21 protein-coding genes are annotated in these 19,437 nt (G+C 33.5%); 4 read left to right on the forward strand and 17 right to left on the reverse strand.

The genetic code is table 11. From position 1 onward, the window contains the following. A partial coding sequence (locus ACXJH6_RS06595) for a hypothetical protein (protein ID WP_456470966.1) occupies positions 1-240 on the forward strand: 240 nt, incomplete at its 5' end. A 10-nt stretch (positions 241-250) separates the two neighbouring features. Here ACXJH6_RS06595 and ACXJH6_RS06600 read toward each other — a convergent pair. From ACXJH6_RS06600 to serB, 15 genes are all read right to left on the reverse strand, one after another. Next, positions 251-1,051 (reverse strand): metallophosphoesterase family protein, encoded by an 801-nt coding sequence (locus ACXJH6_RS06600; protein ID WP_456470967.1) that lies wholly within the window; start codon positions 1,049-1,051, stop codon positions 251-253. Then, positions 1,035-2,855, reverse strand: coding sequence for a 1-deoxy-D-xylulose-5-phosphate synthase (gene dxs / locus ACXJH6_RS06605; RefSeq protein WP_456470985.1), 1,821 nt, complete (start codon positions 2,853-2,855; stop codon positions 1,035-1,037). The genes ACXJH6_RS06600 and dxs overlap by 17 nt, the downstream gene beginning before the upstream one ends. 2 nt (positions 2,856-2,857) lie before the next feature. Further along, positions 2,858-3,640 carry a flagellar assembly protein FliH gene (fliH, locus tag ACXJH6_RS06610; protein WP_456470968.1) on the reverse strand — a complete coding sequence of 261 codons (783 nt, stop codon included), beginning with the start codon at positions 3,638-3,640 and terminating at the stop codon, positions 2,858-2,860. Then, the gene (gene fliG, locus ACXJH6_RS06615; RefSeq protein WP_456470969.1) at positions 3,633-4,658 is read right to left on the reverse strand and encodes a flagellar motor switch protein FliG; all 1,026 of its coding nucleotides are present in this window, start codon (positions 4,656-4,658) and stop codon (positions 3,633-3,635) included. Before fliG ends, fliH begins: the two co-directional genes overlap by 8 nt. A gap of 10 nt (positions 4,659-4,668) precedes the next feature. Beyond that, positions 4,669-6,348, reverse strand: a complete 1,680-nt coding sequence (fliF, locus tag ACXJH6_RS06620) for a flagellar basal-body MS-ring/collar protein FliF (protein WP_456470970.1) — start codon at positions 6,346-6,348, stop codon at positions 4,669-4,671. After that, a complete protein-coding gene (hisC, locus tag ACXJH6_RS06625) occupies positions 6,345-7,415 on the reverse strand; it encodes a histidinol-phosphate transaminase (RefSeq protein ID WP_456470971.1) in 1,071 nt (356 codons plus the stop codon). The genes fliF and hisC overlap by 4 nt, the downstream gene beginning before the upstream one ends. Positions 7,416-7,430: 15 nt before the next feature. Further along, positions 7,431-8,495 carry a prephenate dehydratase gene (gene pheA, locus ACXJH6_RS06630; protein ID WP_456470986.1) on the reverse strand — a complete coding sequence of 355 codons (1,065 nt, stop codon included), beginning with the start codon at positions 8,493-8,495 and terminating at the stop codon, positions 7,431-7,433. Beyond that, the gene (locus ACXJH6_RS06635; protein ID WP_456470972.1) at positions 8,461-9,213 is read right to left on the reverse strand and encodes an HAD-IIA family hydrolase; all 753 of its coding nucleotides are present in this window, start codon (positions 9,211-9,213) and stop codon (positions 8,461-8,463) included. The genes pheA and ACXJH6_RS06635 overlap by 35 nt, the downstream gene beginning before the upstream one ends. Continuing rightward, the gene (lysA, locus tag ACXJH6_RS06640; RefSeq protein WP_456470973.1) at positions 9,210-10,418 is read right to left on the reverse strand and encodes a diaminopimelate decarboxylase; all 1,209 of its coding nucleotides are present in this window, start codon (positions 10,416-10,418) and stop codon (positions 9,210-9,212) included. Before lysA ends, ACXJH6_RS06635 begins: the two co-directional genes overlap by 4 nt. Next, positions 10,408-11,427, reverse strand: coding sequence for an LptF/LptG family permease (locus tag ACXJH6_RS06645; protein WP_456470974.1), 1,020 nt, complete (start codon positions 11,425-11,427; stop codon positions 10,408-10,410). Before ACXJH6_RS06645 ends, lysA begins: the two co-directional genes overlap by 11 nt. Then, positions 11,427-11,966 (reverse strand): aminoacyl-tRNA hydrolase, encoded by a 540-nt coding sequence (gene pth, locus ACXJH6_RS06650; protein ID WP_456470975.1) that lies wholly within the window; start codon positions 11,964-11,966, stop codon positions 11,427-11,429. Before pth ends, ACXJH6_RS06645 begins: the two co-directional genes overlap by 1 nt. A gap of 44 nt (positions 11,967-12,010) precedes the next feature. After that, the gene (locus ACXJH6_RS06655; RefSeq protein ID WP_456470976.1) at positions 12,011-12,547 is read right to left on the reverse strand and encodes a 50S ribosomal protein L25/general stress protein Ctc; all 537 of its coding nucleotides are present in this window, start codon (positions 12,545-12,547) and stop codon (positions 12,011-12,013) included. Between the two features lie 65 nt (positions 12,548-12,612). Then, positions 12,613-13,737 (reverse strand): type IV pilus twitching motility protein PilT, encoded by a 1,125-nt coding sequence (locus ACXJH6_RS06660; RefSeq protein ID WP_456470977.1) that lies wholly within the window; start codon positions 13,735-13,737, stop codon positions 12,613-12,615. Positions 13,738-13,740: 3 nt separating this feature from the next. Next, positions 13,741-14,694: a transaldolase gene (locus tag ACXJH6_RS06665; protein ID WP_456470978.1), complete on the reverse strand. Its 954-nt coding sequence runs from the start codon at positions 14,692-14,694 to the stop codon at positions 13,741-13,743. 10 nt (positions 14,695-14,704) lie between these two features. After that, positions 14,705-15,331 carry a phosphoserine phosphatase SerB gene (serB, locus tag ACXJH6_RS06670; RefSeq protein ID WP_456470979.1) on the reverse strand — a complete coding sequence of 209 codons (627 nt, stop codon included), beginning with the start codon at positions 15,329-15,331 and terminating at the stop codon, positions 14,705-14,707. Positions 15,332-15,414: 83 nt separating this feature from the next. Between serB and tatA the strand changes: the two genes are divergently transcribed. From tatA to ACXJH6_RS06685, 3 genes are all read left to right on the forward strand, one after another. Beyond that, positions 15,415-15,648: a twin-arginine translocase TatA/TatE family subunit gene (gene tatA / locus ACXJH6_RS06675; RefSeq protein ID WP_456470980.1), complete on the forward strand. Its 234-nt coding sequence runs from the start codon at positions 15,415-15,417 to the stop codon at positions 15,646-15,648. Then, positions 15,641-16,378, forward strand: a complete 738-nt coding sequence (tatC, locus tag ACXJH6_RS06680; protein ID WP_456470981.1) for a twin-arginine translocase subunit TatC — start codon at positions 15,641-15,643, stop codon at positions 16,376-16,378. The genes tatA and tatC overlap by 8 nt, the downstream gene beginning before the upstream one ends. Before the next feature lie 144 nt (positions 16,379-16,522). Further along, positions 16,523-18,379 (forward strand): DUF505 domain-containing protein, encoded by a 1,857-nt coding sequence (locus ACXJH6_RS06685; RefSeq protein ID WP_456470982.1) that lies wholly within the window; start codon positions 16,523-16,525, stop codon positions 18,377-18,379. 8 nt (positions 18,380-18,387) lie between these two features. Here the strand turns inward: ACXJH6_RS06685 and ACXJH6_RS06690 are convergent, their stop codons facing one another. Both ACXJH6_RS06690 and ACXJH6_RS06695 read right to left on the reverse strand, forming a co-directional pair. Beyond that, on the reverse strand, positions 18,388-19,230 hold the full coding sequence (locus ACXJH6_RS06690) for a diguanylate cyclase (protein ID WP_456470983.1): 843 nt from the start codon (positions 19,228-19,230) through the stop codon (positions 18,388-18,390). Beyond that, the coding region (locus ACXJH6_RS06695; protein WP_456470984.1) for a cation transporter dimerization domain-containing protein at positions 19,227-19,437 on the reverse strand (211 nt) is incomplete at its 5' end. The genes ACXJH6_RS06695 and ACXJH6_RS06690, both read right to left, overlap by 4 nt.

Consider the following 19,437-nt stretch of genomic DNA (forward strand, 5'->3'; position numbering starts at 1 on the left):
AAAAGTCAGATTAAAGAGGAAATTATGTCATTTAAGTTCAAAATTTTAATTGAACAGTATGGCCTTCAAGTAGGAGAAGCAATTTTAGCTCCTAAATTTTCTAATAATATAAGTGTAGATCTTGAAGAACAAAGAATAAATAAAAAATGTTCAGCTAACACGGAATTATGTACGGTCTCATACAATCACAAGAAAGATCTAATCAATGAGCTTTGCTCATCCAAATTCATCTCCCTCTAATTATTCTAATTTAGAGTGAGAATTCTTTGCTGGTTTTATTTTTGCTGGTTTTATTTAAATAATCTATCTCAAATTTACCGGTTCTTATATGAGGATATCCAAGAGGAGAGCTGAGAAATCTTATATGTTCTTCATAAAAATCCATAGGTTTATGACAATGTCCAAAAATCCAGTATTTTATATTGTCTTTAAATAAATCATAACCGTAAAAACTATAAAAACTATCTAAAACCGGTTTTCCGTAACAATTTATATATAAAGGCGGAACATGAGTAAAAACAATATCGGCTTTATCTATACTCTTACGAAGTTTCTCTTTTTGAAGCATTGAAAAATTCACAGGGTCTATTTCAGGTTTTATATTTTTAGCATCATTCATAAAATAATGCCAAAACAGTTTTACTTTTTCCAAAGGATATCCATGTTTTACAGCTAAAGAAAAATCATACCAACCGCCGGCTCCTGCAAACCCGACCCCTTCTATTTCCAAAAAATCACCGTCTAAAAAATAAATCCCCTCAATAGAATTAATGTTATTTTTTAAATCTTCGATTCTTTCTTTATAGGTATTAAATTTTTTATCCAATAAATAAAAGTCGTGATTTCCAAAAGTTACAAGTATATTTTTAAAAAAATTTTTGAGTTTTTTTAAAAGTAAAATATTTTGGTCATTATAATGCCCTAAATCACCTGCTATAATCAAAACATCCGCTTCTTGTGGTTTTAATATTTCTTTTATAAAAGAATCTATACTGCCATATAAAGGAAGCCAAAAATCAAGATGGATATCGCTTTTAAACCCTATTTTCATTTTCTATAATTCCGGCAATACTTTCTTCATCCACACCCAAAAGTTTTTCAACCTCTTCAACGCTTCCGTGAGGTATGAATTTATCAGGATATTCAAAACTTTTAATTTTTACGCCTAAGTTTTCCTCATCTACAAAATTATCAAGCATTTCGGCAATTCCGCCCTCTTTTGAATTATCGCTTATTATATACCATTTTTTGGCTTTTAGTGATTTTAAAAGCTCCCTGTCAAACGGTTTTACAAACCTTAAATCCAAAATTCCCGTCTCAATTCCTCTTTTTTTAAGTATCTGATAGATTTTGTAAGCTTTTCCCACTCCGTTCCCATAACCTATAAGCATTATATTTTCATTATTTATTAAAAGTTCGGCTTTTCCAAGCTCAAAATCTCTGGGTTCAAAAATCCCGTCTTTAAGTTTAAACGCCCCTCTTGGATATCTAAAAGCACTAGGGCCTTTGTCAAACTTATAAGCAAATTCCACTGCTTTTTTTAGCGTTTCAAAATCCCTCGGCGCAAAAAGCGTTATATTTGGAATAATTCTTAAATACCCTATATCAAAAACACCCTGATGAGTCTCACCATCAGCTCCAACTATCCCAGCTCTGTCTATTGCAAATCTTACAGGATAATTATCAAGACATACGTCATGAATAATTTGGTCATACCCCCTTTGTAAAAAAGTCGAATAAATCGCCACAAAAGGTTTAAATCCTTCTTTTGCCATAGGAGCCATGGATGTTACGGCATGCTGTTCGGCAATTCCGACATCCCAAAACCTCTCAGGAAACTCCTGCATAAGCTCCTTCATACCCGTACCGCTTGGCATAGCAGCGGTTACTCCCACCACTTTTTCATCTCTTTTTGCTATTTCAAGAAGTTTACCAGCATATATTTTAGTGGCTGAAAGTGAGCTTTTTTTTAGAGGCTCTCCGGTTTTTAAATCAAAAGGCCCGACTCCATGCCAGTGCTCGTAATACCCTTCAGCCTGTTTATAACCTTTTCCTTTTATCGTTTTAGCATGAACAACTACCGGCTTTTTAAGCTCTTTTGCAATTTTTAAAACATCTATAATCTCTTCAAGATTATGTCCGTCAATAGGGCCTATATATTCAAGCCCCATTTCTTCAAAAAACACACCGTTAACGCTAAAAATCTCTTCAAATTTTTTTGCCGCATATTTAATATCTCCCGGTGCCTGGTCTAAGAACTTTTTAAACTTTTCCTTAAATCCCTGATAAAACCTTCCGGCTTTTAGTTTTGTAAGATATTTACTGATAGCGCCTATAGGCTTTCCTATACTCATTTCGTTATCATTTAGAATAATTACTACAGGCAGTTTTAAATATCCAAGTTCATTTAAAGCTTCATACACCATTCCCGCACTCATAGCGCCGTCACCTATTAAAACTACAGGCGTTCTGTTTTCTTTTTTTAATTTTATGGCTTTTGCAGCTCCAACCGCTATAGAAATAGAAGTTGAAGAGTGCCCCGCACTAAAATAATCATATTTACTCTCACTCGGTTTTGTGTATCCGCTTATTCCGCCAAACTGTCTTAACGTATCAAAAGCCTCCCATCTTCCGGTTAATAGTTTATGGGCATACGCCTGATGGGAAACGTCAAAAATAAAAGGGTCTTTTTCCACATCAAACACATAATGCATACCGATAATGAGCTCCACCGCTCCAAGAGTCGAGCTTAAATGTCCGCCTTTAGAAGAAACAACTTCAAGTATTCTTTTTCTTATTTTTTCGGCAACTTTGTTCAACTCTTCTATTTTCATAGTTTTTAAATCTTTGTACATTATCAACTGCTCCTTGCTTTCAATACGGCCTCTTTTACCGCTTTAAACCTCTCTTCTATTTCTCCGTCGATATTACCTACATCGCTTAAAATAACCACTCCTCCCTCTTTTACTGCTTCATCAGGAATAATTTCCACACCTTTGAATTTATCTTTTAAAAATTCGGCGTCTTTTGGATTTACTTTTATTTTTACATGAGTTGCATTTTTCACGTCTTCCATCAGTGATTTTGCCAGATTATAAGCAATTTCCTGAGAATTTTCGCTTATCTCTTTTTGTAAAATTTCTTTTGCTATATCTAACGCTACGGAAATAAGCTCTTTTTCTATAGTATCTATTTTTTCTTCAAATATTTTACTTATTTCATCAAGTTTTTTTATAGAATCTTCAAAAAGTTTTTTAGTTTCATTAATCTCCTGTTGACATTTATTCTGAGCTTCTTGAAGGCCTTTTTGATAACCTTCCTCAAATGATTTCGTTTTTTCCGCCTGAAGTTTATCATAACATTTTTTTATTTCATTTTCAAATTCACTTTGAGCTTTTAACATATTAGTGGAAAGCTCTTCTATTTTTAATAAAAGATTTTCAACTATTTCACTATTTACCCCTGAAGACGGCTCGCTTTGCGAAATTACATTATCTTCTTGAGTCTCTTTTTCCGGCAATTTAGCAAAAGAGGACGAAACAAACTCGTCATCATTTCCTGCAAGATCGTCAAGCTCTTTAAACTTATACGTTTTTATTATATGTCTGTCGCTCTTTCCTCCGTTAACTATTTTACTCAATTATCTCTTCCTCTGCTCCAATTGAAATTTTACCTTCTTCGGCAAGTTTTTGAACTATTTCGATAACTTTTCTCTGAGCTGCCTCAACTTCTTTTACTTTTACAGGACCTAAAAATTGCATTTCTTCTTCAAACGCTGCCGCGGCTCTTTGCGACATATTGGCAAGAAACTTCTGTTTTAACTCTTCAGGTGCGCCTTTTAAGGCTATCATAAGAGTATTTTTATCAACTTCTTTTAATATTTCACGGATTGCGGTATTATCGAGTTTAAGAATATCTTCAAAGGTAAACATTTTTTCTTTAATCTCTTCTGCAAGTTCGTTATTAATCTGTTCTATATACTTAAGGGTGGATTTAGCGGCTTTTTGACCGAGTCTGTTAAAAATTTCGGCAACAAACCTCACCCCTCCAATTTCCACTTTGTATCCGGTTAAAGACTCAAGTTTGGTTTCAAGAATAGCGCTTACTTTTTTAATAACCTGAGGAGAAATATCTCCTAAATTACTCATTCTCATTAATACCTCAGCCCTTATTTCATCCGGAAAATAACTAAGTGTCTCAGCCGCACTTGTAGGGTCCATATGAGCCAAAATAAGAGCAATTGTCTGAGGGTGTTCGTTAACGATAAAATCGGCAAGCTGTTGAGGTTTAACCTTTTGTAAAAATCCGAACGTCTGTTCGCTTTGAAGGGATTTTGCGAGTTTATCAAGAACTTTTTTAGCTTCTTCAGGCCCTAACGCCTTATATAAAATCTCTTTTGCATATTCCAAACCTCCGCTTGCAATATATTGGTTAGATTGGAAAATTACGTAAAACTCTTCCAATACCGCAGCGGCAATGGCTTTGTCTATAGCCCTAGCGGTAGCAATATATTTTGAGATTTCAGTAATCGTATCCACATCCATGTAAGAAAAAATCTGAGCCGTTAAATCTTCTCCGAGCTGAATAAGCAAAATCGCTATTTTTTCAGGCATTGAAAGTTCTTCTAAAATAGCCTGTTGCTGAGGACTTAAAGCCATTATTTATCCTTTATATTTCTGTATGCTCTTCTTTTATCAGATTTTCTAAAACTTTAGCAACCTGTTCTGGATTATCTTCAACCATTTTAGTTACCCTCTCAAGCAATACTTCATATTTTAACTCTTCTTCGTTTATCTCTCCGCTAATTCCAAGCTGCTGTTCCACTTTTTCTTTTAACTCTTTTATTTTATCATAAGTTGTTCCTAATTCCTCTTCTTCTATTTCAATTTCTTTTTTAGCCGGTTCTTCTTCTTCTATTTTTACTTCAAGCATTTTTTGAGTAAACGGGGTAATTACTTTTTTGTAGAAAACAAACAGCACCAACGCCAAAAACAGATATTTAAGCACAGGTGCGACAGGTCCTAAATACATCTCTATCATTCCCATAATCTTTCCTACAGGTGTAGTAGCCGCGGCTTTTGTAGTCTGAGCAAATTCAAAACTGCTGACAGTTACGCTATCTCCCCTTTTAGGGTCAAAACCTATTGCGTTTTTAACGAGATTTTGGATATTCGCTATTTCCACTTCGCTTAAAGGCACAAATGTTTTTTTACCGTCTTTATCAACCTTATAGTGTCCGTCAACCACCACAGCCGCCGTAATTCTTTTTATTTTGGCAAAGTCCTCTTTTATATTTTTTACAGTAGTTGAAATTTCATAATTGGTAGTGGTTTCGCTTTTATTATACTTATCAACCACCTGATTGTTTTTAAGTCCCTGCACCGGACCTATATTGCTGACAACGCCGGGTACCCCTCCGACTTCTTTAGGTTTTGTTCCAATACGGCTCTCTTCAAGAGTCTGCTCGCTTCTGACAACATTATCCGGAGAATATATAGTGGCTTTTGATTTAACCTGAGAAAAATCTATATCAACGCTCACCTTTGCCACAACCTTATCTTTACCTCCTACAATAGGAGCCAATATCGAAACTATTTTATCTTCTAAAGCTTTTTCTATTCTTTTTTTATAAAGAAGCTGAGTTTTTAAAAGTTCATTATTACGGGTCAGTTCATCGTTTTCTCCTAAAGGGTTCCCGTATTGGTCAACTATTTTTACGTTTTCAGGTTTAAGTTTAGGCACAGCCGCGGCAACCAGCCATTTTATTCCCTGAATCTGTTTGGGGGTTAAAATCATATTAGGTCTTAATTTGATAAGCACCGAAGCCGTAGGGGGTACTTCTTTTTCCACAAAAACCGACTCTTTTGGAATAGCGATGTTTACCTTTGCCTCTTCTACCGCAGAAATGGATTCTATAGTTTTGGCAAGTTCCCCCTCAATGGCCCTTAAATATTTCACCCTTTGTTCAAAATCGGTAGCTCCAAAAGAATTTTTGTCAAACAGCTCAAAACCAACTTTACTGGATTTAGGAAGCCCCTGAGCCGCTACGTCAAGCCTTACTTTTTCAACTATTTCTTTTGGAACTTCTATAACGCCTTCTTCCGGAATTATATAAGGGATTTGCTTTTTATCAAGATACTGAACTATTAAAGCGGCGTCCTGAGGTTTAAGATTGTCAAACAAAATAGCATATCCGGGTTTTTTATTAGAAGAAGCGGTATTAAAAACCACTAAAAAGGAGATAATGGCAATAACAGTAACTATACTCCCTATAATTACATAACGCTGTTTTTTATTAAGTTTGTTAAAAAATTCTATAATCTGCTTAAATAAAGCTTCAAAATTCAACTAATTTCCCTTAATATGTCAATTACTTTATCATTTTCTTCAGGTTTTCCTATAGTAATTCTTATAGCATCAAACCCGTAAGAACTCATATCTCTTACAATAATGCCTTTTTTTAGAAGCTTGTTGGAAATTTCTTTTGAGTTTTCGATAAAGAGGACTATAAAATTGGTATAACTTTCTATATATTCAATGCCTTTTTCCTTTGCAAAAGAGATATATTTTTCCATTTCTTTAAAATTGTTTTTTATTCCTTTGCTAACCCACTCCTCATCTTTTAACGCTTTTACCGCAGCTGCAAGGGAAAGTGTCGTTATATTAAAAGGAGGTCTTAACTTATGAAGATTTTTAATAATCTCCTTGTTTGCCACTCCGTATCCTACTCTCATACCTCCAAGACCGTATGCTTTACTGAAAGTCCCTGTATAAAGCACATTCGGATAATCAGCCAATTTCTTAACATCAAGAGCCTTTTTAGAATCTTTAAAAGAAGCAAACTCCTGATAAGCCCCGTCTACTATAATAAGCGTTTGAGAATCAACCTTTTCTATAAAATCATAAACATCGTCCGCATCCAGACATTCTCCAAGAGGATTATTAGGTACGCATAAAAAAATTATTTCCGGTTTATATTCTTTATACATATCATAAAATTCTTTAAGGTTATGCTCTTTTGAAGAAGTTTTTAAAATCTCGGCTCCCACTTGTTTTGAATATATCTCATACATTGCAAATGTAATACCAGCCATTAAAACTCTGCTCGGATATATTCCATGTACGGCAAATTCCAAAACCTGGTCGCTACCGGCCCCTATTATGAAATTTTCGGCATTTAAACCAAATTTTTTTGAAAGCCCCTCTTTTAACTCATAAAAACTGTCATCGGGATACCTGTGCATAAGATGGGCTTTTGATTTAACCTCTTCTATCACTTTAGGCGAAGGACCGTAAGGATTTTCATTGCTTGCCAGTTTTATAATTTCCTCCGGCTTTATTCCATATTCCCTTACGACAAGTTCAATGGGCTTTCCGGCTTCATAGGTTTTTAAGTCTTTTATTTTTTCAAACATTAAATTCTCCTTTTTTTAACAATCCCTAAGATAACTTCCAAGCCATATCATATTTTCTTTTTCTATCAGCTCTTTTATTTCAGGTTCGTCTATATGTCCTTCAAAATCTATATAAAACCATGTGTTAAATGTATCGTCTTTCATAGGGCGTGACTCTATCTTTAAAAGATTTATATCTCTTTCTTTAAATTTTTTAAGAAGGTCAAAAAGGGCACCTGATTTATGAGATGTTTTGGCAATAACAGAAGTTTTATCCTCTCCCGAAGGATTGGTTTTAAAATCGCTTATAATAATAAATCTTGTTCTGTTGGCTTTATTATCCTCTATTTTTTCAAACAATAAAGGCACATTATATAGTTTTGCCGCTATTTTAGAACATATTGCCCCTCCTTCAGGGTCTTTTGAAGCAATTTTAGCGGCTTCGGCAGTAGATTTGGTGGGAATAAACTCAGCTTCTAAAAGACCGTAATTTTCTAAAAATCCAAGGCACTGGTTATATCCTTGGGGATGAGAATATATTCTTTTTATTTTGCTTACATCCTCACATAAAGAAGCAAAAGAATGATGTATTTCCATACATACTTCAGCCACTATTTTAACGTCATATTTTTTTAAACTATCAAGAGTTATGCCTACAACGCCTTCGGTATTGTTCTCAATAGGTACAACCCCGTATTTAGCTTCTTTATTGGCAACCGTCTTAAAAACACCTTCTATATTTATAACAGGAAGATATTTAGCCGTAACACCAAACCTCGCTTCTGCCGCCTGATGGGTATAAGTTCCTACAGGTCCTAAAAACGCTATTCTTTCTTTTCTTTCAAGTGCCCTGCTTATGGCAAATATTTCCAAAAAAATAGCTTCAATTTCTTCTTTACCTAAAACCCCGCCTTCTTTTTTGGAAATTTCAGTAAGTCTTTCAATAATCTCTTTTTCCCTCTCAGGTCTGTAAATTGGAGCGTTTGTAGTATTTTTAAGTTCTCCTACTTTTTTTACTATTTCCATTCTTTTGTTGAGAAGTTTTATGATTTCATTATCAATAGAATCAATCTGTTTTCTCAGTTCTGATAAATTCAAGATACTCTCCTATATTTTTAAATATTTTGTGAGGTTTTTGACTTATTTCTTTTTCATTTTTTATCTTTCCGCTTAAAACAAGAACACCTTCCATACCAAATTCCATAGCAGGAATAATGTCTCCGTATAAGTCATCGCTTATAATGGTAATTTTATCAAAACTAAGCTTTAAAATATCCGAAGCTTTTTTAAAAAATCTAAAAGAAGGTTTTCCAACAACCTCATAATCGCTCCCCGTAGCATATTTTAACATCTCCAAAATAGCTCCAAGCCCCGGATATCTTTTATTATTTTTATGATAAAGAGAGGTTTTATGCATTCCTACAAGTTTAGCCCCTTGTAAAATCATTTCTATAATGTCAGCAAATTCTTCGTTGGAATACAGTTTTATTCCAAGTACTATCATACCGGGTTTTTTATAATCTACAGAATATTTTTCTTTTATTATTTTTAAAAATTTTTCACTCCCGTAAGGAGCAACGGAAGTGTTTATAACATCATCCAAAACCGTTAAAGGGTCAAGATAATTATCAAATTCAAACCCTAAACCTTTTAAATATTTTTTAAACTCTTCTGATGGTATTTTCGTGTTGTTTGTTAAAAGAATAAAAGGTATTTTATTCTTTTTTAAGTATCTTACAAACTCTAAAGCCCCGGGCAGTGGCAGAAAATTTTTATCATCAATTAAAGTCCCCTGAACATCTAAAAAATATCCTCTCATACCAAATAATCCAATTCCTGTGCTATTAAATCTTCAAAAGTCTCTCTTCTTCTTATAATTCTGTCGTTTCCATCTTCTACGGCTACTTCCGCAGGACGAGGACGGGTGTTATAGTTACTGCTCATGGTAAATCCGTAAGCTCCCGCACTGTGTATAACTACCAAATCTCCCGGACTGGTTTCCGGAACCTCTATATTTTTAGCAAAAAAGTCGCCGCTTTCACATATAGGTCCCACAATATTGGCTTTTGAAATTTTTGGATTTTCTTTTGAGCTTAACACCTCTATTTTATGATATGCGTTATAAAGGCTCGGTCTTATTAAATCGTTCATAGCCCCATCAACTATTACAAATCTTTTATCACCGTTTACTTTTTCATACAGTACTTTTGTTAAGAACCATCCTCCGTTTCCAACCAAAAATCTTCCAGGTTCGCAAACGATAGTAACATCTAAACCGCTAAGAGTAGATAAAATGGCCTGGGCGTAATCATAAGGCTTTATAGTTTCTTCATCTTTATATTTAATTCCAAGCCCGCCCCCTACGTCAAAAAATTTTATATCGATATTAATCGCTTTAAGGCTTCTTACCAAATCGGCCACTATTTGAGAAGCTTCCCGGATAGGTTCAAGTTCTGTCAGCTGACTTCCTATATGAAAATGAATTCCTACCGGATTTAAATTTGACGATTTTTTAGCGTAAATATACATTCCTTTAGCTGTTTCAATATCCACACCGAATTTATTCTCATGAAGCCCGGTGGAAATATAAGGATGCGTTTTAGGGTCGATATTAGGATTTACCCTGATGGAAATTCTTGCAGTTTTCCCAAGTTCTTTAGCTATTGCATCCACTCTTTTAAGTTCCGCGTCACTCTCTACGTTTATCATTAATATATCTTTTTCAAGAGCTTCTTTTATTTCATCATCCCTTTTACCTACACCGCTGAAAATAATCTTATATTTATCAATTCCCGCCAAAAGCGCTCTTTTTACTTCCCCTATACTTACACAATCAGCCCCGCTTCCAAGAGATGCAAATTTTTTGATAACAGAAAGATTAGAATTTGCCTTTACCGCATAAGATATAATACTTTTTCTGGCTTTAAAAGCTTTTTTAAGTTCGTTAAACTGATTTTCAAAATGATTAAAATCATATACATATAAAGGTGTACCGTATTTTTCCGCTAAATTCTTAAAGTTCATTTTTTCTCCTTAAAAAATATATATCTAAAACAAACAAAATCACAAAAGGAACGGCAATACTCCAATAAGGGATTATTCCCTGTTTTGAAAATTTAAAAAGCAGTAATTCTCCTCCCCAAAGAAGAATGCTTAATATAATGGATTGTATCATAAAAAGAGTAATATTCGAGAGCCTTATATGAACAGGAGCTACTAAAAAGAAAATTACCATTAATGCTATCATACTAAGAGGCGTAAAAATTTTAAAAAACACTATTGCTAAAATCTTGCTTTCGTCAATATCTTTAAAATAACGAATTGCAAGATAAGCGTCATAAAAAGATATTTCATTCAAACTTTTAAGGCTTGAAAGTATTTTAGGTTTGAAATTTTCCAAAAAACAGACATCTTTATATTCTTTTACCCATTCTTTTTCAAAAAAATAAGTAATTTCCGCATTTTTAGCATACCATCTATTATTTACAAAATAAGCTTTAGGAGCATAAATCATTTTTTTTAAGTCACCGTTTATTTCAAAAACCCTCACGTCATTTGCAATTTTAAATATCGGATTAAGTTCTTTTATATAAACAACTTTGTTATTATGCTTTAGAAAAAGGTCTTTATCTTTAAGTTTTTCACTGTTTTTAACCGCTGAGGCATATTGATTGATATAAGCAAGTTTAGTACTTTGAAGAAAAAATATAAAAAAAGTAAAAAAAAACGAAAATAATAAAAAAGGCATCAGAATCTTTTTAGGTAAAAAACCTAAAGAGTAAAAACTGACAAATTCATTAAATTTAATCATAGATGAAACAGTTAATAAAAAAGAAAAAATAATTGCTAAAGGATATAAAACAAAAACAGCGTAAAGAAATTGATAAGAAACATATAAAACCTGTAAGTTTGAAGAATAAGGCAATTTTGAAAAGTTAAAACTCAAATCCACTATCACAAACAAAACGCTTAATGCAAAAAGAACCGTAAAAAAATTTTTTACGTATTTTTTGAGAATATACCAAAAATACACTAACACCCTTTTTTAGAGTATCTGCTAGGCGCCTGAGCAATATCTTCAACCGCTTTTGCCACCGTTTCAAAAAGGGGTTTTATACACTCTATTTCTTCACTGCTAAAATCACTTAAAACAAAATTTACAACTTCTTCTTTTTTCTCAGGTCTTCCAACTCCAATTCTTACACGCCAATAATCATTACCTATATGGGAATCTATCGATTTAAGCCCGTTATGACCTCCGCTGCCTCCGCCTTTTTTAAATTTCAAAGCACCGAGTTTCAAATCTATATCATCGTGAATAACTATTATATCCTCATTGTCTATTTTATAAAAATCCTTCACTGCCCTGACCGCCTCACCTGATAAATTCATATAAGTTGTGGGTTTTAAAAACAGATATTCACCGGCTTTATATAATTCACCTTTAAATTTAGAAGAAACCTTAGAAGCTTTAAACGCATCAATTAAATAGTCTACTGCCATAAAACCTACGTTATGACGATTTAATTCATATTTTTTTCCGGGATTACCAAGACCGACAATAAGTTTCATAGCGCCTCTTTAATTCTCGCCAAAAAGCGAGAAGCTTTTTGGGATTATTTTGCCTTAATTACACCGACTACAGGAATTGAAGGGTTTAGATAGCACTCAACACCTTCTGGCATTTTAATATCTCTAATAAGTACGTTATCACCAACGTCCAAATCACTTACGTCAATTTCAAAATAATCAGGTAAATTCTCAGGAGTTGATTTAACTTTAATTCTTCTTCTATGATAAATCAATACACCTTTGTTTTTAAGACCTTTAGGAGTTCCTACAACTTTAATAGGTACATAAAAATATTGTTTTACTCCAGGCTGAGCCATTAATAAATCCACATGTAACAAATCTCCTGTTACAGGGTCTTTTTGATACTCTTGAACAACCGCTTTAAACTCTTTATCTCCAACTTTAACAGGAAAAATTAAATGTTCTTTATTTCTCATATATTTTACAAAGTCACCTTTTTTGAATGCCGCATTTATGTTTTCTTGACCTTTTCCATAAATGTTAGCAATCAGATAACCATCTCTTCTAAGTTTTTTAGTCGCTGACTTAGAAGTACTCTCTCTGATTATTCCTTCAAGCATATTGTCTCCTTAAATTTTTTTCGAATTGGAATTATATCTAAATTATTGCTTTTTGCAATAAAACTTCATTCACTTTTAAGGGCTATTACATCCTCTTCTTCATCACTAATATTATGTCTCATTTTTTCCTGTTTTAGTTTAAGTTTAAAATCGTCTTTACTAGAAGCGTATTCAATAGCGGTAGGTTCGTCTATTCTTCCGCCGATAACCAAATCGACCAGATGCTGATCAAAACTCTGGGTACCGTAAACATTTTTACCTTCTTCCAAAGCGTCTTTTATTTCGCTGTCCCTATCTTGGGAAATAAGTTCTTTAATTCTTGGAGTTTTCAATAAAATTTCCATAGCGGCAACCCTTTTTTTATCAACGGTAGGTACAAGTCTTTGAGATATAATCCCTTCTATAACAGAAGAGAGCACAAGTCTTATTCTCGGCTGCTCTTGAGGAGGAAAAACCCCTATTATCCTGTTAATAGTCTCTTTTGCATCAAGCGTATGAAGAGTTGAAAAAACAAGATGACCTGTTTCCGCCGCATGAAGGGCTATTTCAATTGTTTCGATATCCCTCATTTCACCTACAAGAATAATATCAGGGTCTTCCCTTAAAGCCGCTTTTAAGGCTCTGGCAAAAGATACAGTGTCTTCTCCAACACTTCTTTGATTTATAAGACTTTTTTTATCTTTATGAACAAATTCCACAGGGTCCTCAATAGTTATAATATGCTTTGATTTTGTTTCGTTTATTTCATTTATTAAAGCGGCTAGGGTTGTAGATTTACCGCTTCCGGTAACACCTGTTACCAATACAAGTCCCCTTTCTATTTCCGTAAATTTTTTAACTACTGGAGGTAAATTAAGCTCATCAATAGTAGGAACCTTAACAGGAATAACTCTAAAAACCAAAGAAGGGCCTTCTATTTGAAAAAAAGCGTTTCCCCTGAATCTGTAATTTTCATCAAGTTTATAAGAAAAATCCAAATCCTTATTTTCCATAAATTCTTTAAATTTTTTTTCTCCCAAAATATCCAAAAGAAGTTCTTCAACTTCTTTTCTTGGAACGGGATTTTGAGTAAAAGTAACCAGTTTCCCCTGAACTCTCGCTCTTACCACACCAGAAGACTTGATATGTAAATCACTACCACCTTTTTTTATCATAGCATATAAAAATTTGTTAAGCATCTCTTTTTTCATAAATTACGCCTTAATGGAGCTTAGCATATCCTCAAACGCTTTTTCGAAAGCTTCCACTCCTTCATCAAATAACTCCTGATAAATCTTTTGCATACTAATCCCAGCAGGGGCTAAAAAACTAAAAAACGCATCAATATGTTTTGTTTGAAAATGAAAACTCTCTTCAAGCTCTTTATTTTTAATCTCCTCAATAACATCAAGAGGCAATGTAAGCACACTATGGGGCAGGTATAAATTTTCTACATAATAATCTTTTGGCAGATATTCCTGCTTTACGCCCGTAGAAGCAAAAAGCGTTCTGATATTAGGTAATCCGGCTTCTTCTATCTGATTGTAAATTTTAATTGCGTTAAAAAATCCTACTCTGTCTTTTGCTAAATTTTGCTTAGCCAAAACAGGATTTAATTTTCTGTCAAACCTACTAACAAATACCGAAATAACCCCGTCAATCGTCCTAGGACCTTTACTTATAGCATCAAGTGCCCTCATAGCCTGATTTGGAGAAAAAACAAGAGTAGCATTTATATTTATACCTCTTTTAGCAAGTTCTTCCATAGCTTTATATCCGGCTTCATTTGCCGGAATTTTTATCATTACGTTATCTCTTTCAATTTTATCATAAAGCCTTAAAGCTTCATCAATCGTCCCTTTTGCATCGTTTATAAGTCTTGGGTCCACTTCAATACTGGCATACCCGTCTTCTCCGTTGTCGTATAAAGGGGCTAAAATATCACACGCTTTTTGAATGTCTTTAACCGCTATTTCTTCATAAATCTCTTTTGGAGATTTCCCTTTCAGTTTTTCTATATCTTCTTTATAGACTTCTTTTTTTAGCGCGTTTGCAAAAATCGCAGGGTTGCTTGTCAGTCCGTTTACAAGACCGCTGTTTATCCACTCTTTAAATTTGCTGTCTAAAAATTCCCTGTCCAAATAATCTACCCAGATACTTGTATTCATTTTAAACTCCTTAAATAAATTCCAATATTTTAGTTAAATCTTTCTCTTCTATTATAATGTTAGCGTTTTTTTTAAGAATTTCTTTTGCGCAAAAAGCAACTCTAACTGTAGCGTGTTTAAACATACTCAAATCATTGGCACCGTCACCTACTACCATCGTTTCTTCAGGAGTAACGCCTAAAACGTTTTGAATTCTTTTTAACATATCTCCCTTTGAATGGCTAAACATCATTTCACCGCCTACAAGCCCCGTGAGAATTCCGTTTTTACTGTGAAGGATATTACTAAAATCGGCATCATAACCCAGTTTTTCTTTAAAATAAGAAGTGGCGTTTCTAAAACCTCCGCTAAAAACCATAATTTTTAATCCCTCTTTTTTAAGTACTTTTATCGTCTCATCAGCCCCCGGCATTAAAGGCAGATTATGACAAATTTCATCTACCTTTTTTTCCTCAAGTCCTTCAAGAAGTTTTACCCTCATTATAAGACTCTCAAAAAAATCAAGTTCTCCTCTCATAGCCATCTCTGTAATAGAAGCCACCTTGTCTTTTAGACCCAACGGTTCGGCCAAAAAATCTATTGTTTCACCGTCCATAAGAGTAGAATCAAAATCAAATACCGCAAGTTTTAACGCCATTTTGTTCCTTTTTTGTAAAATTTTATCAAAGAATACCATCATTTCAATAATTTATGCTAAAATTCTCAAAAAAAGGATACGCAATGGGTGTAAGTACATGGCAAATCGTCGTTATTTTATTAGTAGTTTTACTACTTTTCGGAGGTAAAAAAATACCTGAACTAGCAAGTGGGCTTGGAAAAGGTATTAAAAACTTTAAAGATGCCGTAAAAGAAGGCGAAGAAACAGATATTAAAACTACCGAAAAAACCGATAAAATTGAAAATCAAACAACAACTGCAAATTCTACAACAAAAGAACAAGAAAAAAATGCTTGAAGAAATTAAACCTCATATAGCCGAGCTTCGTTCTCGGCTTATTAAAATAGTAATTATCTATTTTCTTTTTTTCTTTCTGGCATTTGTATTCTGGAAAGACATTTTCCAATGGATGAGCGAACCGCTTTTAGAAGCACTAGAGCTTAAAAAAGACAGCAAAATAATATTTACCGGACTGGCCGAACCTTTTTTCACAGCCGTAAAAATATCACTGTTTGCAGGGCTTTTTATGGCATTGCCTTTTATTTTATATCAAATCTGGGCTTTTATTGCACCGGGATTATACGAACATGAAAAAAAACTGGTTATTCCTTTTGTATTTTGGGGGACCGTTATGTTTGTAGCCGGTGCTGCTTTTGCTTATTATGTAGTATTTCCGGTGGGCTTTAAAATGCTTATAACATTTGGCGGAAGTGAATTTACGGCAATGCCAAGAATGAGCGAATACGTAAGTTTCTTTGGAAAACTGATGCTTGGATTTGGTATAGCTTTTGAAATGCCCGTAGTTACATATTTTTTAGCAAAACTAGGATTGGTTACGGACCAAACACTAAAAGATTTTGCAAGATACGCAATAGTCATAATTTTTATTCTTGCAGCGGTTTTAACACCGCCGGATTTATTTTCACAGCTTGCAATGGCTGCACCTCTTCTTATACTTTACGGTATTTCCATTTTAATAGCAAAAATGGTAAACCCTGAAAAAGAAGAAAATTCAAAAGAAAATTAAATCTTTTCTATCTTTTTTTCTCTTTTTTAGTTACTATTTCAATTTAAATCCCCCGACTAAACTCTAGCCAAAATAAAGTTTAGTTTTATTGACTAAACTAAAATGATATGTTAAAATTACGAAAAAATTAAGAGGAGGCGCGCAATGATTATAAAAAAAGAAGCGGCAAAAATTATTTTGGAACTGTTAAACAGCGACACAAAAACAATTAAAACAGAAGCATTAAACAATGAAGCCGTAGAAGAGTTAAACCTTGGAGGAATTATAAGATTCCCTATGCCGGCAGTTGCAGAGTTTACATATGCAGGAAGTGTAGTAGCGGATGTATTAAACAGAGTAAAAGACAAAATCGAAAATATCGATGAATGGAAAGACAATTTCAAATGGGTTAGCAGCGAAGTAATCGCTATGATTGACGCAGCTGTTAAAAATAAAAACAAAACTACTAAAATCTCAAATGCAGAACTTGAAAAAAGAGGATTTGCCCAAAACGGTGAATTAACTCAAGAGGCAATCGACCTTTACGAAGCTTACAAAATAACAAACCCTGAGCTTGTAATAGACGCAGAACTTGCTGAATATATTAGAAAATCTCCAATGGGTCCTACTGACGCTCACTATCTTCCAATTGAAGGAAATAATAAAGATTTACTTGAAGCTATGAGATTAATAGCTTATTCAATCCCTGTAGGTGAATTTTTTACATTTACAGAACTTGGTCAAGCAGTAAAAGAAACATTAACTTATGGAGGATGGGCAGCTGAGGGAAGCGTTCTTGATTTATCTATTTTAGAAGATATTGCAAAAGTAGCTGACGGTGAAGAAATTGACCTTGACAGCTTAGCCAACCTTGAAGCTTTAGGATACGTAGCTGACGTAGACCAATTAACAAAAGCTGGGGAAAAAGCTCTTGAAGTTTACAGAATTTACAAAGATAAAACCGAAAAACCTCTAAAAACATTTGCAATTGAACAAGAAGAAGTAGAAACATTAAAAACAATTAAAAAAATCTGGGATGAAAAAGTTCCTGAAAATCCGGAAGAAACTCCGACATTTGATGAAATTAAAGCAGAACTTCTTGAGAGAAAAATCAGAGAATATAAAAAACTTCTTGAAAAATACGGAAGAAGACTTGATGAAATGCCTAAGAAAAAACAAGAAATTGCTAAAAAATTCGCTGATTTAACTGATAAGAAAAAATGGTTCGAAGAAAACTTTGATTTAAGAGAATACCTATACAGCCTTGAAGCATTCGGACTTATTACTGAAGGTGTTGATGAAAAAGGTAAAGCGGTTTATTTCGTAACTCCTGATGGTGAGAGAGTAATTGAAGACCAAAATTATGACGAAAGACCAATTCACAGCTGGTCTGTAAAAACACTTGCCATTTCAAACAAAATATTCAGCGCACCAAACAGAGAATGGGTAGAAGAGGCTAGACGTGAGAGAATTCTTGGAACATATGAACCTAGCAAATCCGGTTTAATGTACGAAGAGCTAGCAACTCATCCAAAACTTCCATTTATGACAAGATATGAAATGGATATTTTCAAAATGATTCCAGACAGAGGAATTGCCTGTGAAAACATTCTTGAAGGCAAAGACGAAGACGAAAGAAGAAAAATCCTTGAGGCTGTTGACAAACTTGAAGCAAAAGGATTTATTGAAGTAATGCCTGACGGACACATTATAGAAACAGAATACGGGAAAATGATGGATGAAGCTATGAGCGGCGTTCCTGAAGGATTTGGAGCACCAATCAACCCAACAATTTATAGAGTTGTAAAAGCTATCGCAGATACTGGAAGTATGTATGTAAAAGAACAAAAAGTAAGAATTTTACCTGAAAATATTAAAGAGGCTGTTAAAAAATCAGGTCTTAGCAAAGAAACATTCGACAAAGCATATATTGCAGCTAGAGAAGCAAAATATCTTGGAAGAAACAGCGTAAACGAAGCCGGTCTTATGATGCTAAAAGCGGTAGAGGCTTTAAATAAATAAGGAGGCCTTTACCTCTTATTGGCTTTTTTCTCTTTATACATTCTCTCATCAGCTAATTTCAAAACTTCCTCTAAATTATTACTGTCTGTTGGAAAATGGGCATATCCTATACTGCATTCAAGCTTTACGTTATCTACTACGGTATTTTTAATAGTGTTTTTTATTCTATTGGCTATTTTTGCAAGTACTTCATTCGAAGTAAAAACCATCACAACAAATTCATCACCTCCAAATCTAAAAGCATAATCTATATCCCTTATTATATGTCTTATAATAGAAGCTACTTTTTTTAATACCTTATCTCCAAACATATGACCGTAAATATCGTTTATTTTTTTAAAATTATCCAAATCTATAAAAATAAGACCAATTTCTATGTCTTCATTTTTATATCTGTCAATAATAAATTCAAAAAATCTTTTATTATAAAGACCCGTCATTTCATCTTTAAGGGCTATTTCCGTAAGATAAGAGGCAAAATCGTTAAAATTTATAACAGCTTTATAATTACCTTGTTTATCTACTATAATCAAATGATGTATTCTATAACTTCTCATAAGTCTATAGGCTTCAAAAACCGCTTCTTCCTCACTTATGGTAATAACTTTTTTAGGATTTTTTTCTATATAAGTGGCAATATTCATATTATCATAATGAGCGACCAGAGCATCTATAATATCCGTAGCCGTTAAAATATAATACGGTTTTTTATCTTTAGTAATAACACATGAATTTATATTGTTTTTTGTAAAAAATCTGGAAATATCAGAAATTGTTTTATCCTTAATTTCCTTAAATTCAAAAACCGCTTTATCTTTTTTATCTTCTATTATAATATTTTTTAGTTTCACTCGCACTCCTCTAAAAGTTTATTTATATGTGAATCGTCATACGGGTCGGCATGAATATTTATTATCCATCTTTTATCCGGATCAATAGCTCTGATTTTTTCTTCCACATTTTCTACAATTGTATGTGCAAGCTTAAGTTTCATCTCAGGAGTCAATACCAGATGTACGTCCACAAAATTTCTATTTCCAGCCTTACGGGTTCTAAGA

It is taken from the genome of Caminibacter sp., from assembly GCF_053999135.1.

Excerpts from the sequence above, each read along its gene's own strand:
- ACXJH6_RS06685 (WP_456470982.1), top strand. The coding sequence starts at position 16,523 with ATGATTATAAAAAAAGAAGCGGCAAAAATTATTTTGGAACTGTTAAAC.
- serB (WP_456470979.1), bottom strand. The coding sequence starts at position 15,331 with ATGGCGTTAAAACTTGCGGTATTTGATTTTGATTCTACTCTTATGGAC.
- ACXJH6_RS06600 (WP_456470967.1), bottom strand. The coding sequence starts at position 1,051 with ATGAAAATAGGGTTTAAAAGCGATATCCATCTTGATTTTTGGCTTCCT.
- fliG (WP_456470969.1), bottom strand. The coding sequence starts at position 4,658 with ATGGCTTTAAGTCCTCAGCAACAGGCTATTTTAGAAGAACTTTCAATG.
- pth (WP_456470975.1), bottom strand. The coding sequence starts at position 11,966 with ATGAAACTTATTGTCGGTCTTGGTAATCCCGGAAAAAAATATGAATTA.
- dxs (WP_456470985.1), bottom strand. The coding sequence starts at position 2,855 with ATGTACAAAGATTTAAAAACTATGAAAATAGAAGAGTTGAACAAAGTT.
- ACXJH6_RS06655 (WP_456470976.1), bottom strand. The coding sequence starts at position 12,547 with ATGCTTGAAGGAATAATCAGAGAGAGTACTTCTAAGTCAGCGACTAAA.
- hisC (WP_456470971.1), bottom strand. The coding sequence starts at position 7,415 with ATGTTTGAAAAAATAAAAGACTTAAAAACCTATGAAGCCGGAAAGCCC.
- tatA (WP_456470980.1), top strand. The coding sequence starts at position 15,415 with ATGGGTGTAAGTACATGGCAAATCGTCGTTATTTTATTAGTAGTTTTA.
- tatC (WP_456470981.1), top strand. The coding sequence starts at position 15,641 with ATGCTTGAAGAAATTAAACCTCATATAGCCGAGCTTCGTTCTCGGCTT.
- lysA (WP_456470973.1), bottom strand. The coding sequence starts at position 10,418 with ATGAACTTTAAGAATTTAGCGGAAAAATACGGTACACCTTTATATGTA.
- ACXJH6_RS06635 (WP_456470972.1), bottom strand. The coding sequence starts at position 9,213 with ATGAGAGGATATTTTTTAGATGTTCAGGGGACTTTAATTGATGATAAA.
- ACXJH6_RS06665 (WP_456470978.1), bottom strand. The coding sequence starts at position 14,694 with ATGAATACAAGTATCTGGGTAGATTATTTGGACAGGGAATTTTTAGAC.
- ACXJH6_RS06660 (WP_456470977.1), bottom strand. The coding sequence starts at position 13,737 with ATGAAAAAAGAGATGCTTAACAAATTTTTATATGCTATGATAAAAAAA.